This window comes from Shinella agrisoli, assembly GCF_046557955.1.
In the GTDB taxonomy this organism is placed as follows: domain Bacteria; phylum Pseudomonadota; class Alphaproteobacteria; order Rhizobiales; family Rhizobiaceae; genus Shinella.
Genome location: NZ_JBJIEP010000001.1, coordinates 192,190 through 204,704, shown reverse-complemented (window position 1 = coordinate 204,704; position 12,515 = coordinate 192,190). Strand labels below are relative to the sequence as shown.

Here is a 12,515-nt window from a genome sequence, read left to right as displayed (position 1 = left end):
CGTTAAGGCTGCATCGTGAAAAGGAGATGCAGGAACCATGGACAAAGAGGCTGAAGTTCGCAAGGCGAAGAAGGGCGGCCGGGACGATACCAAGCCCGGCACGATCGTCGCCGGGCCGGAAGCTCATGCACGCGAGCGCGCCGGGAAGGCGCCGTCGCCCCGCGGCGCGAAACCCAAGGACGAGGCTTCGAAGAAGCCGGCAAGCCGCACGGTGCCGAAGACGGCCGGCTGAGCCTATCCGTGCGGGTAGCCTTTCCCCAATCGCTTGGGGAAAGGCGGCAGTCCTGGCATTGAGGTCGCAGGACCCGGTTCGCGGTTATGCGGCCAGGTCGAAGCGGTCGGCGTTCATGACCTTCGTCCAGGCGGCGACGAAGTCCTTCACGAACTTCTCCCTGTTGTCGTCCTGGGCATAGACCTCCGCATAGGCGCGAAGGACCGAGTTGGAGCCGAGGACCAGGTCGACGCGCGTGGCCGTGTACCGGGTCGCGCCGGTCTTGCGGTCGCGGATCTCGTAGAGATTGTTGCCCGCCGGCACCCAGGAATAGGCCATGTCGGTGAGCGTGGCGAAGAAGTCCGTCGTCAGCGCGCCGACGCGGTCGGTGAAGACGCCGTGCGTCGTGCCGGAATGGTTGGTGCCGATCACGCGCATGCCGCCGATCAGCACCGTCGTCTCCGGTCCCGTCAGGCCCATGAGCTGGGCGCGGTCGAGCAGCAGCTCTTCGGGGCTCACGAGATAGTCCTTCTTCAGCCAGTTGCGGAAGCCGTCGGCGAGCGGTTCGAGCGGCGCGAAGCTGTCCGCGTCGGTCTGCTCGGCGGTGGCATCGCCGCGGCCGGGGGCGAAGGGCACCTCGATGTCGAACCCTGCGGCCTTCGCCGCCTGTTCCACGCCGTAATTGCCCGCCAGCACGATGACGTCGGCAAGGCTCGCGCCGAACGAGGCGGCGATCGGCTCAAGCACGGAGAGAACACGGGCGAGGCGCGCCGGCTCGTTGCCCTCCCAGTCCTTCTGCGGGGCGAGGCGGATGCGGGCACCGTTCGCGCCGCCGCGGAAATCCGAGCCGCGGAAGGTGCGGGCGCTGTCCCAGGCGGTCGTGACGAGATCCGAGACGGAAAGGCCGGAGGCCGCGATCTTCGCCTTGACCCCGCCGATGTCGTAGTCCTTGCGGCCGGCCGGGATCGGATCCTGCCAGATGAGGTCTTCCGCCGGCACGTCGGGGCCGAGGTAACGGGCCTTCGGACCCATGTCGCGGTGCGTCAGCTTGAACCAGGCGCGCGCGAAGGCGTCCGAGAAGGCCTCGAAGTCGTTCATGAAGCGCAGCGAGATCTCGCGGTAGATCGGGTCCACCTTCAGCGCCATGTCCGCATCCGTCATCATCGGGATGGTGCGGATCGACGGGTCCTCGACGTCGACGGGCTTGTCTTCCTCCGCGATGGTGATCGGTGCCCACTGGGAGGCGCCCGCCGGGCTGTGCGTGAGCGTCCATTCATGCTTGAACAGCATCTCGAAGAAGCCGTTGTCCCACTTCGTCGGCTCGGAGGTCCATGCGCCCTCGATGCCCGAGACGACGGTGTTGCGGCCGATGCCGCGACCCTTGGTGTTCATCCAGCCGAGGCCCTGGAATTCCGGGCCTGCGGCTTCCGGATCGGGGCTGAGGTCGCGCGGGTTGCCGTTGCCGTGGGACTTGCCGATCGTGTGGCCGCCGGCGGTGAGCGCCACGGTCTCCTCGTCGTTCATGCCCATGCGCGCGAAGGTCTCGCGCATCTGCGCGGCGGTCGCCAGCGGATCGGATCGTCCGTTGACCCCCTCGGGATTGACGTAGATGAGGCCCATCTGCACGGCGGCAAGCGGGTTCTCAAGCGTCTCGGGCTTGGAGACGTCGCCGTAGCGGCCGTCGCTCGGCGCCAGCCATTCCTTCTCGTCGCCCCAGTACACGTCCTTTTCCGGGTGCCAGATGTCCTCGCGGCCGAAGGCGAAGCCGAAGGTCTTCAGGCCGGCGACGTCATAGGCGATGGTTCCCGCCAGCGCGATCAGGTCGGCCCAGGAGATCTTGTTGCCGTATTTCTTCTTGATCGGCCACAGCAGGCGGCGGCCCTTGTCGGTGTTGACGTTGTCCGGCCAGGAGTTGAGCGGCGCGAAGCGCTGGTTGCCGGTGTTGGCGCCGCCGCGGCCGTCGGAGACGCGGTAGGAGCCGGCGGCGTGCCAGGTGACGCGCGCCATCATGCCGACATAGCTGCCCCAGTCCGCCGGCCACCAATCCTGGCTTTCCGTCATCAGCGCGCGCAGGTCGGCCTTCAGCGCCTCCACGTCCAGCTTCTTCAGTTCTTCCCGATAGTTGAAGTCCTTGCCCAGCGGATCGGTCTTGGTGTCGTGCTGGTGCAGGATGTCGAGGTTCAGCGCGTTGGGCCACCATTCCATGACGGATTTGCCGAGGGCGGTGTTGCCCCCGTGCATGACCGGACACTTGCCGGTCGTTGTCGTCGTCTTCGTATCCATTCGGTCCTCCAATGGATTTTCTGGTTCTACAGGACACTGGAAGCAGCTCTCACGGGCGAGCCTCTTGGGTTGGCGTCGCTTCGGCAGCATGTTCCGAGTAGCAAAGGAGTAGCAAACCCGATCGATAAATTCCAATTGTATATTCTAAAGGCTGCGATATGCTCAGGTTATGATTGGCCTGTCGATGAAGCACCTGCGCTATTTCGATGCGCTCGCCCGGCTCGGGCATTTCGGCCGCGCGGCCGAGGCCTGTTCCATTTCCCAGCCGGCGCTGTCGGTGCAGATAAGGGAACTGGAGGAACTGATCGGCGCTCCGCTGGTGGAAAGAGGGGGACGCCGCATCCGCCTCACGGGGCTCGGCGAGGAGTTCGCCGGGCGCGCGCGTTCCATATTGCGCGCCGTCGATGAGCTGGAGGACCTCGGCCGGGCGGCGCACGGGCCGCTTGCCGGCCGCCTTCGCCTCGGCATCATTCCGACCGTGGCGCCCTATCTGCTCCCGGATGTCATCAAGACGCTGGCACAGCTCTATCCGGGGCTCGATCCGCGTCCCCGCGAGGCGATCACGCACAAGTTGATCGAGGACCTGGCGGAAGCGCGGCTCGATGCCGCCATCGTCGCCCTGCCGATCTCGGAGCCTGCCCTGGAGGAGGTTCCCCTCTTCGAGGAGGAGTTCGTGCTGGTGCGCCCGTCCGAGGATGCAGGCAAGCCGGTGCCGAGCTCCAACCGGCTGCACGAGATGCGCCTGCTCCTGCTGGAGGAGGGGCATTGCTTCCGGGACCAGGCGCTTTCCGTCTGCAATATCGCGGCGTCATCGACACGCGACCTGATGGAGGGCAGTTCGCTTTCCACGCTCGTGCAGATGGTCGGCGCCGGGATAGGGGTGACCCTTATCCCGCTGATGGCGGTCGACATCGAAACGCGGTCATCCTCCGTCTGCGTCTTCCGGCTCGCCGAACCCCGTCCGACGCGGACGATCGGGATGGTGTGGCGCAAGACCAATCCCCTTGCAACGCAGTTCGCCCAGATCACCGAGATCGTGCGGGCGACCGGCCTCGGCAAGCAGAGCCGGATGAACCGTTTGCTCGACAGCTGACCGCCCCGGCCTGATTTATCGTCCGGGATCGACCGCCGCGAAACAGGGAATTCCCGGCCGACCGCGAAGTCCGCTGCCGCTGTTGGGATCTCCCTTACTCCTTGCCGCGTTTGCCCGCGCCGGTCAGCCAGTCGCGCAGGACGCTCCAGGCGGAATAGGTCGGGTATTCCAGGCCGATGGCGTTGTAGCCCGCCTCGGTGAGGGAGAAGTGCCGCACACCCTTTCGATCCCGGTAGCGGACGTAGCCCATGTTGAGCGCTCTCATCAGCACGGGCGTCATGTGCGGGCGCCAGTCGATCTGATCGGCCGGCACATCCTCGGCGCCGGATTCGTAGAGGATGCGCAGGAGTTCTTGCAGAGGGGTGTCCATCATGTCTCCTTGGCATCGTGATTGTGCCCGTGGCCCTCGTGAATGAACGATCCTACACCGCCGAAGATCGTTGTGCTCGGCCTGCGTCAGGCTTTCCGCCGGATGAGCAGGACGAGAAGCACGGTGAGCATGAGCGCCGTCGGCCAGAAGTCGGTCGTCTGGTCCCAGCTCCAGTCCCACATGAGATAGCCGTCGAGATGCGGCGGCTTCATCTGGACCGAGACCTCGTAGTCGCGTTTCTCGCGGCCATGGAAATGCCCCATCGCAAAGGCGAGCCCGATGATGGCGGATTCGCGCCACCGAAAGAGCGGCCGCGCGATGAGGGCGACCGCCGCGGCGATGAAAAGGGCCTCGACCATGTGTCCGAGCCAGTCGTAGTTCTCCTGAATGTAGGACCAGTCGATCGTCATGGGTGCGCGGTGCCTTTGCGGGATCGGCCTGATGTCGCGTTTGCCGGCCGGCCTGTCAAGCGGGGTTCCGGCCGGTTGCCTCCTGCGGATGATGGGTGCTCCGACACGCGACGTCGTGTCTTGAAATGCTTTCTGTTGAACAATAATGATATGGTCATTCAACAAGCTTGGATATGGGAGGCGTGGCGGGTGCGTGCCGCCGGAGCCTTTGGGAGGATGCGATGAAACCCGATGCGATGACTGCGGCGCCCGCGGATGCCGCCGCCCGCAAGGCGGTAAGGCCGGTGATCTGTTATCCGGTGGAGACCCTGCCGCGGCCGGACCTTTCCGCCTATCGCGCGCTGCGCGACGATCTGCAGCTTGTCGAGACGGTAATCGTGCCGCCGCGGGATGCGGCGACGTGGACGGTGCCGGCCGGGCACTTCTGCCGCATCGTCTGCAGCGAGGGACCGCAGGTCGGCGACCTCAACCTCTTCAATGCCGCCGATCTCAGGGAACGGCTCTATACCGGCAAGACGCGGGCGCTGAACGGCACCCATGTCGGCCTCGGCGACCAGCTCTTCTCCAACTTTCCTTATCTCCGCCCAATCGCCACCATCACCCATGACACGCTGGACTGGTACGGATTCGACGAATTCGGCGGCGCGGTGCACGACGTGATCGGCACGCGCTGCGACCCCTACACCCACAACCTGCTCAGCCACGGCGGACAGTACCACCATTGCTGCCACTCGAACCTCACGCGCGCCCTCGCCAGGAAGACGGGCATGGCGCCGCGCGAGGCGGAGGCCCATGTGCACGACGTGCTGAACGTCTTCATGTGCACGGGCTTCACCCGGGACACGGGGCAGTATTTCATGAAGGCGAGCCCGGTGCGGCCGGGCGACTACCTGGAATTCTTCGCCGAGATCGATCTTCTCGGCTGCATGTCCGCCTGCCCGGGCGGGGACTGCTCGGCGGAACATTCCTCCGACACGGCGGCCTGCCATCCGATGGTCGTCGAGGTCTACCGGGCGCGGGGCCTGCCGGAAGGCTGGGCGCCGCCGCCCGTCAACGGCTACGACGGCACCCACGGCCTGTGACGCGGCGCCTGCAAAGGCGATCGCGTGGAAGCCGGGAATCAGCGCGGCCGGAGCACGGCGCGGATTTTCCCGCTCCGCCCGCCGCCGCAGAAGAAGCGGCCGGCCCCGTCTGATTCGAGGCCGGACACGCCGGTGCCGGCGGGCATGACGATCGTGTCGAGCACGGCGCCGCTTTCGGGATCGAGGCGGCGCAGGTCGCTTTCCTCGCCCTCCCAGGTGCCGTGCCACAGCTCGCCGTCCACCCAGGTGACGCCCGTCACCATGCGGTTGCTCTCGACGACGCGGATGACCGCGCCGGTTTCCGGATCGATCCGGTGGATCCGCCTGGCGCGGTATTCGCCGACCCAGAGCGAGCCTTCCGCCCAGGTGAGGCCGGAATCGCCGCCGTTGCCGGGAGCGGGGATCGTGGCGAGCACGGCGCCGCTGGCGGGGTCGATTTTGCGGATCTTGTCCTCGGCGATCTGGAAGAGGTGGCGGCCGTCATAGGCGGTGCCGGCATGGGCGGCGACGTCGATCGAGCGCAGCACGCGGCCGTCCTCCGGATCCAGCGCGTTGAGCCTGTCGCCGGACGCGAACCAGACGGTTTTTCCGTCGAAGGTCACGCCGTGGACCTGCTCCACGCCGGGGAAGGGGCCGTATTCACGGATGATGTCTGCCTTGGATGTGGTCATCGGAGCCTCCTTGGGGTCGTTGATGGTGCGATCCTAGTCGCCCGGCAGCGGACCCGGGAGTAACAAGAGTGTCGAGAAGGCGCCGGGCGTCGGCGTCAGCCAGCGCCGGGTGCGGCCGCGGCCTATCGACCGTATCTTCCCGGCGGCGGAAAGCGCTTCGAGCGCGCGCTGCACGGTACGGGCGCTGGTGCCGAGCGCAATGGCGAGCGCCGAGCTCGACCAGGCCTCGCCATCGGCAAAGAGCGCGAGCAGATCGGCATGCGGCTCGTCGCGCGGCGGGGCGAGCACGGCGACCTCCCGGCCGTCGCAAGGAGCCAGCACGAAGCCGTCCCTCGTGGCCTCGACCTTTCCGAGCCGTTCCAGCGCCGCGCGCAGCCGGCCGATCTCCACGCGCAGCCGCGCCCGGTGCGATTCGTCGGCGTATCTCGCGCGGAAGGCGCGAAGGAGCAGGGTCTGACGGCTCGCGTCGCCCGGAAAGGCCTCCGCCAGCGTGCGCAGCAGCGAAAAGAGGACCGGCCGGGTGGCGAGCGAGATCGCCGTCTCCCCGCGGCGGACGACATGCCGGCAGGCATCCACGACGAGCGTGTCCGTGGCGAGCAGCGCCTCGACCTCGTCAGGCAGGAGGGGGCGCTCCTCGCCGCGGACGATCAGGCGGGCGGCGGGGCTTCGAAGGACGGCAGCGGCTTGCGCGACCTCGTTCTCCAATGCCGGGATGCCCGCCTGCCGGGCCGCGTCGGCGGCGCGGGCGAAGGCTTCGCGCGCCGCCGCCGTATGCAGCCGGCGGATCGCGATGCCGGCGGCGGCCAGTTCGTGCGCGGCCCGCAGCGGCGGGGGCAGGCTGGCCGGATCGGCCTCGGCGAGGAGTGCTGCCGCATCGTCAAGACGGCCGATCAGCAGCAGGCGGCGGATGGCGAGCGTTTTGGCATGGGCGGCATTCAGCCGGTCGCCGTGGGCGGCCAGCGTCGCGCCGGCTGCGGCGAGCGTCTTCACCGGCCAGGCGAGATCGCGCGAGGCAAGGGCGATTTCCGCCTCGGCGACGAGGCAGCGCGCCCGCGCCACCGCTTCGCGCGGGCCGAAGGCGCGCGCCGCGCTCTTCAGCAGCGTCTTCGCCCGGTCGAGCTCGCCGAGCTGCGCCATGGCGATGCCGCGCAGCGCCAGCGCGGGCGCGTCGTCCCGCAGGGCGACCCGGTCGAGGGCGCCGAGCGGGTCGCCGGCGGCGAGCGCCCGCGCGGCGGCTGTGATCATCGAGTCCATGCCATTCCCGTCACACTTGTAACTCCCGCTCGCGGTCGCCTCGCCCCTAGTCTCGGGCCGTTCGCTGCCGAGGAAAGGCGTTTTGCGGTCCGCGTTCAAGCCGTTTCTGCAACAGGTGGTCCGGCTCGCGATCCGTCCGCTTGCCGCGGGCCTCATCCGGCGTCATCGTGGCATTTTTCACGCGCGATGTCGGGAGAGGCTTGCCGTCGGCGTCTTCCATGCAGGTCGGACGAGATGATCCGGCATGGCGCCCGCCAGCCGGTCGACCCTGAAGGAGATGACCATGATCCATACGCATTATCGCTGGGTGATCGTTGCGGCGGGCGGCCTGCTCGGCTGCATCGCGATCGGCGCCATGTTCTCGCTGCCCGTCTTCCTGCTGCCGATCTCCAGGGATACCGGCTGGTCCGTGACGGGCGTTTCCACCGCCATGACCATCGGGTTCCTCGCCATGGCCTTCGCCAGCATGGCCTGGGGAAGCCTTTCCGACCGCTGGGGGCCGCGGCCCGTCGTGCTGACGGGCTCGGTGCTCCTGGCGGCAAGCCTTGCGCTGGCGAGCGTCACCACATCGCTTTTTGCCTTCCAGCTCGTCTTCGGCCTCGTCGCGGGCGGGGCGATCGCCGCCGTCTTCGCGCCGATGATGGCCTGCGTGACGGGCTGGTTCGACACGCATCGCAGCCTCGCCGTCTCGCTGGTCTCGGCGGGCATGGGCATGGCGCCGATGACCATGTCCCCCTTCGCCGCCTGGCTGGTTTCCCTCTACGACTGGCGTACCTCGCTGCAGATCATCGCCCTCGTCGTCGCCGTGGTGATGATCCCCGCTTCGCTGCTGGTGCGGCGCGCGCCGGCGCTCGAGGCGGGCGGGGAAGGCCTTGCCGAAGAGCCGCAGGCCGGCATGACGGTGCGCGAGATGCTGAAATCGCCGCAGTTCGTCATCCTGTGCCTGACGAACTTCTTCTGCTGCGCCACCCATTCCGGACCGATCTTCCACACGGTGAGCTATGCCATCACCTGCGGCATCCCGATGATCGCGGCCGTCTCTATCTACAGCATCGAGGGGCTTGCCGGCATGGGCGGGCGCGTGGCCTTCGGCATTCTCGGCGACCGGTTCGGCGCCAAGCATATCCTCGTGCTCGGGCTTCTCGCCCAGGCCTTCGGGGCGCTCGCCTATGTCTTCACCGGCGGGCTCGCCTCGTTCTACGTGGTTGCCGGCCTTTTCGGCTTCATCTATGCGGGCGTCATGCCGCTCTATGCGGTGATCGCGCGGGAAAACTTCCCGCTGCGCATGATGGGCACCGTCATCGGCGGCACGGCCATGGCCGGCAGCCTCGGCATGGCGCTGGGGCCGGTGGCGGGCGGGCTGATCTACGATACGTTCGCCAGCTATACCTGGCTCTATGTCGGCTCCTGGGGCATCGGCATCGGCGCTTTCCTGATCGCCATGACCTTCAAGCCGGCGCCGAAGGGGCGGGAAGCGCTGGCCGCGGCTTGAAGCACAAGCCCGTCCTCCCCTTGCGATCCCCGGCCTGACCGGGGATCCGGGTGGTAAGTCCGGCGTGCATCATCGGGTCGTTGCCCGGCGGCGCGGCATTCCCGGTGCTACGCAGCGCCCGACGGGTCGCCGATCGGCATCAGCGCGGGCTTGGTCGCCTGCTCGCGCTTCACCTTCTCGTCCTCGTCCTCCGGCTCGGCTTCCCTGGTCTTGCCGGCGTCGCGCAGCTTCTCGCGGGAGGGATCGGCGTTGGTCTCGCCGAGCGCGTCGCGGTCGTGATCCGGGTCGTCCTCGGCGGGAAGGTAGCCGCGCGGCCGGGTTTCCTCGGGGCCTTCCCAGCGGGGCGACTGTTCTGTGGTGCCGGGCGCGCCGGGCTTGGGTTTTTCGATCGTCATGGTCGGCTCCTTGTTTCGTCCGGCGCCTCAGAAGTTGAGGAACTGCTCGGGGTCCTTGCGTGCGCGCATGAGAAGATCCAGTTCCCTCTTCGAAGGGCCGAACTTGTCGAACAGGCGCTTGGCCTCCTGCGCGGAAAGGTCGTAGGCCGCGCGAAAGGCTTCCACCGTGTAGCGTTCTCCCGACAGCCTGCGATGGTCGGGAAAGAGCTTGGATTGGTCGGGCATATGCGATCACGCCTAATCGTCAGTGACGGTCCTTCAACCGGCAAAGGCCGCGATTGTTCCCGGCCCGCACTTGGAAAGCTTCGGGCGGATCGTCAACCGTTCCGGACGTGGGGCTGCCGGGCAGAAACCGGGCGGCCGGTGCAGGCCCTTTGCGTGCCCCCGCGAAGCTGCGTAGACTGGCGCTGCGGCCGCCGGCCGCAATCGCCGGAGAGGTCCGCATGCGTCTTACAGCTCTTCCTTTCGCCGCCTTTCTGCTGCTCCTTGGAGCGCCGCCGTCGACGGCGGCGGACGCTTCCTACGTCGCCTGCGACAACGGCCTGCGTTGCGTCGTGCCGCCGTGCCCCTCGACCACCGTGCGCAACCTCGGCACCGGGCAGGAGAGCAGGGGGATCCATCCGGACATCGACGGGCTTGCGGAGAGCGACCGGCAGCGCATCCGTGAGACGGATGCGCTCTATTTCGGTCGGCTCGTGCTGCGCGGCCATGTGGAAGACCGTGAGCAGACCATCCTCGGCAAGCGCCGAAGCCTGCCCACGCTGGTCGTCACCGGCATCGAACGCGAGGCGACGGCCGCCGAGCGGCGGCACTGCCCGCCCGGCTGAAGCGGGACGACTCGGCGTCCGCCGCTTTAATCGCGGTCGGGCGCGCCGAGCGGAAAGAACTTGCGGTAGGGCCGGGCCTCGTCGACGGCGCGGGCGAAGGCGGGGCGGGCGAGCAGGCGCCTGCGATAGGCATGCACGTTCCCGAATGCCGGATCGATGGCGTGCGTCCAGTCCGCGTAGAAGAGGAAAGGGCCGGCGCCGCAGTCGGCGAGCGTGAAGGCATCGCCCGTGGCCCAGAGCCTGTCCTCCATGTGCCGGTCGAGCCAGGCATAGGCCCGCTCGAGCATCCCGCGTGCCTCCCGGTCGCCGAGGGGGTCGCGGTCCTTCTCCTGCCGGATGGCGTTGAAGACGATGCGCTGCTGCGGTGCCGAGATGTAGTTGTCGAAGAAGCGGTCGAGCATGCGCACGTCGAGGGCCTTCCGCGGATCGTCCGGAATGAGCTTTACCGGCCCCGGATGATGCAGGCCGAGATATTCGATGACGATCGACGCCTCCATGACCGTGCGCTCGCCGTCGACGAGGATCGGAAAGCGCTTGATCGGCCAGCGCGCCTCGAAGTCGGCGAGCGTTTCCGGATCGTTGTGGTCGAGCAGGCGATACGCGAAGTCGGTGCCGTTTTCATAAAGCGCGGTCAGCACCTTCTGGCAGTAGCTGGAAAAGGGGTGGGCGTAGAGAACCGGTTTCATGGCAACCTCCCGTTTGCCGGCCTCTTGTCGCAAATCCGATTGCAAAATGCAATCGGATTATGCCGGCAGGCATCCGCAAGGCCGTGTTGATGGATTGCGGGCAGGCATCGTGTTTTCCGCCGCAAGCCGGCACACCCCGTGCACCCTGATGCACCATTTCCGGACAGTCTCGTTTTCCAGCATTCCGTGCGTGCCATGGGCATTGCGTATGCCCACAATTTTTTCCGTTCGCGTGTGAGAAATGTGTGGCTTTCTGCATTTTTATGTGGTTTTGTGTTGCTATTAATCAAAAAGGTGGGGAACATGGGTCGCAAACCGGAAGACTATGCGCGGCTGCTCGCCAGCGCGCTTTGCAAGCTGCATGCGGCGGAATGCCGGGGGGCATCGCCGCTCGTGTCGGAAAACAGCCTCCGCGTCATTGCCGAGACCATTGCGGTCGCGATGGATGATGCCCGGAAAATCCTTATCCAGCAGGAACTTGCGGCGACGCGCGAACACCGCGATCGCCTTCAGCTGCATTCCTGATGCCGCACGCCGGCTCCCCGGTTCGTTGCGGCAGGCCGCCTGCGGGCTATCGGCGCGGTTCGCCGCCCTGCGCGTAGACCGTCTTCTGCTGGAACTTGAAGATGTGGCCGCAACGGCAGCGGATCATGTGCCTGTCCGGATATTTCGACGCCCGTTCCGTCATGAAGCCGCGCGGCAGCGAATCGACCGCGAAATCGGGATGCCGCCGGCTGGGCATGTCGTCCTCGGAGACTTCGGCATAGCCGGAATTGCCGCACATGGCGCATTCGAGCTTGCGCGAATAGCGGTCACGGGCGGCCATGGGAACTCCTTCGTCGAATGCGGCTTTGCCGTTAATAGGCATCGCGCCCGGCGGTTTCAATGGTCGGCGCGACCAGCAGCGCCTGAAGGGCGGCGATGATGCGCCGGTGCTGGTGGGCATGGCGGGTACGCACGTTGACGGCGGCGTAGACGGGCTGGGCGATCGGCTCGGCGCCCGTCACCCGGCTGGCCGCGCCGCTGCGCAGCAACCGCTTTGCGTCCGCCGCCATCACGAAGGCCGAGCCGCCGAGCTTCTGCATCAGCGCCAGGATCGCCGTCGTCTCGCCGCTGGCGATCGGTGCGGTCGAGAGCCCCGGATGCGCCTGCCGGTGCAGCCTGTCGAAGGCGGGCGAATAGACGGCCTGGATATAATCCCCGGGTCTCACGTCTTCGATCCGGTTCACCCCGTTGCTCACCATCTCGTAGTGCACCTCGCCGATGCGCTCGTAGTGGAGGTCCGGCAGGTAATGCGGGGTGAAGAGGATGGCGAGGTCGAGGTCGCCGGCGCCGAGATCCCGGTTCATCTGGTTGGAATAGTCCACTTCAAGGTAGATCGAGGTCGCCGGCAGTTCCTTCCGTACCGCCGCCAGCCAGTCGCCGGCATAGTGGGCGGCAAGGTCGTGCTGGAGGCCGATGCGCATGGAGCGCTCGTAGGCGCCCGCCGTCTCCACCGCCCGCGCCGCCTCGTGCCACTGGTGCTGCAGCGCCTTGGCGTGATCGAGGAAGCGGAGTCCCGCGGCGGTCGGCTGGGTGCCGCCCTTGTTGCGCGCGAAGAGCTTTCGCGCGAACATCGCCTCCAGCGCGTTGATGCGGTGGGTGACCGTCGATTGCGTGATGTTCAGCCGCTCCGCCGTGCGGTTGAAATTGCGCGTTTCCATCAGGTCCAGGAATGTCTCAATCAGGACAATTTGCATGA

At 67.1% G+C, this 12,515-nt stretch carries 15 protein-coding genes and 1 pseudogene; 6 read left to right on the top strand and 10 right to left on the bottom strand.

Annotated elements, in window-relative coordinates; genetic code table 11:
* The first annotated feature begins 37 nt into the window (after nt 1–37).
* Nucleotides 38–232 carry a hypothetical protein gene (locus tag ACIIOY_RS00930; protein ID WP_411032722.1) on the top strand — a complete coding sequence of 65 codons (195 nt, stop codon included), beginning with the start codon at nt 38–40 and terminating at the stop codon, nt 230–232.
* An 84-nt stretch (nt 233–316) separates the two neighbouring features.
* On the opposite strand, the gene katG is transcribed toward ACIIOY_RS00930, so the two are convergent.
* A complete protein-coding gene (gene katG / locus ACIIOY_RS00925) occupies nt 317–2,494 on the bottom strand; it encodes a catalase/peroxidase HPI (protein ID WP_411032721.1) in 2,178 nt (725 codons plus the stop codon).
* A gap of 169 nt (nt 2,495–2,663) precedes the next feature.
* Here katG and ACIIOY_RS00920 point away from each other — a divergent pair, with 169 nt between their 5' ends.
* Nucleotides 2,664–3,587 (top strand): hydrogen peroxide-inducible genes activator, encoded by a 924-nt coding sequence (locus ACIIOY_RS00920; RefSeq protein ID WP_411032720.1) that lies wholly within the window; start codon nt 2,664–2,666, stop codon nt 3,585–3,587.
* 94 nt (nt 3,588–3,681) lie between these two features.
* On the opposite strand, the gene ACIIOY_RS00915 is transcribed toward ACIIOY_RS00920, so the two are convergent.
* Both ACIIOY_RS00915 and ACIIOY_RS00910 read right to left on the bottom strand, forming a co-directional pair.
* Nucleotides 3,682–3,960, bottom strand: coding sequence for a hypothetical protein (locus ACIIOY_RS00915; protein WP_411032719.1), 279 nt, complete (start codon nt 3,958–3,960; stop codon nt 3,682–3,684).
* Nucleotides 3,961–4,043: 83 nt separating this feature from the next.
* Nucleotides 4,044–4,367 (bottom strand): hypothetical protein, encoded by a 324-nt coding sequence (locus ACIIOY_RS00910; RefSeq protein WP_411032718.1) that lies wholly within the window; start codon nt 4,365–4,367, stop codon nt 4,044–4,046.
* A gap of 221 nt (nt 4,368–4,588) precedes the next feature.
* Here ACIIOY_RS00910 and ACIIOY_RS00905 point away from each other — a divergent pair, with 221 nt between their 5' ends.
* A complete protein-coding gene (locus ACIIOY_RS00905; protein WP_411032717.1) occupies nt 4,589–5,449 on the top strand; it encodes an urea carboxylase-associated family protein in 861 nt (286 codons plus the stop codon).
* 38 nt (nt 5,450–5,487) lie between these two features.
* Here the strand turns inward: ACIIOY_RS00905 and ACIIOY_RS00900 are convergent, their stop codons facing one another.
* A complete protein-coding gene (locus ACIIOY_RS00900; RefSeq protein WP_411032716.1) occupies nt 5,488–6,120 on the bottom strand; it encodes a Vgb family protein in 633 nt (210 codons plus the stop codon).
* A 33-nt stretch (nt 6,121–6,153) separates the two neighbouring features.
* Entirely contained in the window at nt 6,154–7,374 is a 1,221-nt protein-coding gene (locus ACIIOY_RS00895) for a helix-turn-helix domain-containing protein (RefSeq protein WP_411032715.1), read from the bottom strand.
* Nucleotides 7,375–7,657: 283 nt separating this feature from the next.
* Here ACIIOY_RS00895 and ACIIOY_RS00890 point away from each other — a divergent pair, with 283 nt between their 5' ends.
* A complete protein-coding gene (locus tag ACIIOY_RS00890; protein ID WP_411032714.1) occupies nt 7,658–8,866 on the top strand; it encodes an MFS transporter in 1,209 nt (402 codons plus the stop codon).
* Between the two features lie 203 nt (nt 8,867–9,069).
* Here the strand turns inward: ACIIOY_RS00890 and ACIIOY_RS00885 are convergent.
* Both ACIIOY_RS00885 and ACIIOY_RS00880 read right to left on the bottom strand, forming a co-directional pair.
* A pseudogene (locus ACIIOY_RS00885) lies at nt 9,070–9,255 on the bottom strand (hypothetical protein); the annotation flags it as partial.
* Between the two features lie 33 nt (nt 9,256–9,288).
* Entirely contained in the window at nt 9,289–9,486 is a 198-nt protein-coding gene (locus tag ACIIOY_RS00880) for a hypothetical protein (RefSeq protein WP_411032713.1), read from the bottom strand.
* Nucleotides 9,487–9,704: 218 nt separating this feature from the next.
* Here ACIIOY_RS00880 and ACIIOY_RS00875 point away from each other — a divergent pair, with 218 nt between their 5' ends.
* Nucleotides 9,705–10,088, top strand: a complete 384-nt coding sequence (locus ACIIOY_RS00875; RefSeq protein WP_411032712.1) for a hypothetical protein — start codon at nt 9,705–9,707, stop codon at nt 10,086–10,088.
* A gap of 26 nt (nt 10,089–10,114) precedes the next feature.
* Here the strand turns inward: ACIIOY_RS00875 and ACIIOY_RS00870 are convergent, their stop codons facing one another.
* Nucleotides 10,115–10,774, bottom strand: a complete 660-nt coding sequence (locus ACIIOY_RS00870) for a glutathione S-transferase family protein (protein ID WP_411032711.1) — start codon at nt 10,772–10,774, stop codon at nt 10,115–10,117.
* Nucleotides 10,775–10,912: 138 nt separating this feature from the next.
* On the opposite strand from ACIIOY_RS00870, the gene ACIIOY_RS00865 reads away from it, so the two are divergent.
* Nucleotides 10,913–11,299 (top strand): hypothetical protein, encoded by a 387-nt coding sequence (locus tag ACIIOY_RS00865; RefSeq protein ID WP_411032710.1) that lies wholly within the window; start codon nt 10,913–10,915, stop codon nt 11,297–11,299.
* A gap of 46 nt (nt 11,300–11,345) precedes the next feature.
* On the opposite strand, the gene ACIIOY_RS00860 is transcribed toward ACIIOY_RS00865, so the two are convergent.
* Nucleotides 11,346–11,600: a hypothetical protein gene (locus ACIIOY_RS00860; RefSeq protein WP_411032709.1), complete on the bottom strand. Its 255-nt coding sequence runs from the start codon at nt 11,598–11,600 to the stop codon at nt 11,346–11,348.
* 31 nt (nt 11,601–11,631) lie between these two features.
* Nucleotides 11,632–12,513, bottom strand: a complete 882-nt coding sequence (locus ACIIOY_RS00855) for a LysR family transcriptional regulator (RefSeq protein ID WP_411032708.1) — start codon at nt 12,511–12,513, stop codon at nt 11,632–11,634.
* Nucleotides 12,514–12,515 lie beyond the last annotated feature (2 nt).

Bases quoted from the DNA above. Each gene is read 5' to 3' on its own strand.
- ACIIOY_RS00880 (WP_411032713.1), bottom strand. From the start codon at position 9,486: ATGCCCGACCAATCCAAGCTCTTTCCCGACCATCGCAGGCTGTCGGGA.
- ACIIOY_RS00895 (WP_411032715.1), bottom strand. From the start codon at position 7,374: ATGGACTCGATGATCACAGCCGCCGCGCGGGCGCTCGCCGCCGGCGAC.
- ACIIOY_RS00915 (WP_411032719.1), bottom strand. From the start codon at position 3,960: ATGATGGACACCCCTCTGCAAGAACTCCTGCGCATCCTCTACGAATCC.
- ACIIOY_RS00855 (WP_411032708.1), bottom strand. From the start codon at position 12,513: ATGCAAATTGTCCTGATTGAGACATTCCTGGACCTGATGGAAACGCGC.
- ACIIOY_RS00890 (WP_411032714.1), top strand. From the start codon at position 7,658: ATGATCCATACGCATTATCGCTGGGTGATCGTTGCGGCGGGCGGCCTG.
- ACIIOY_RS00900 (WP_411032716.1), bottom strand. From the start codon at position 6,120: ATGACCACATCCAAGGCAGACATCATCCGTGAATACGGCCCCTTCCCC.
- ACIIOY_RS00875 (WP_411032712.1), top strand. From the start codon at position 9,705: ATGCGTCTTACAGCTCTTCCTTTCGCCGCCTTTCTGCTGCTCCTTGGA.
- ACIIOY_RS00870 (WP_411032711.1), bottom strand. From the start codon at position 10,774: ATGAAACCGGTTCTCTACGCCCACCCCTTTTCCAGCTACTGCCAGAAG.
- ACIIOY_RS00905 (WP_411032717.1), top strand. From the start codon at position 4,589: ATGAAACCCGATGCGATGACTGCGGCGCCCGCGGATGCCGCCGCCCGC.
- katG (WP_411032721.1), bottom strand. From the start codon at position 2,494: ATGGATACGAAGACGACGACAACGACCGGCAAGTGTCCGGTCATGCAC.
- ACIIOY_RS00910 (WP_411032718.1), bottom strand. From the start codon at position 4,367: ATGACGATCGACTGGTCCTACATTCAGGAGAACTACGACTGGCTCGGA.
- ACIIOY_RS00860 (WP_411032709.1), bottom strand. From the start codon at position 11,600: ATGGCCGCCCGTGACCGCTATTCGCGCAAGCTCGAATGCGCCATGTGC.
- ACIIOY_RS00930 (WP_411032722.1), top strand. From the start codon at position 38: ATGGACAAAGAGGCTGAAGTTCGCAAGGCGAAGAAGGGCGGCCGGGAC.
- ACIIOY_RS00920 (WP_411032720.1), top strand. From the start codon at position 2,664: ATGATTGGCCTGTCGATGAAGCACCTGCGCTATTTCGATGCGCTCGCC.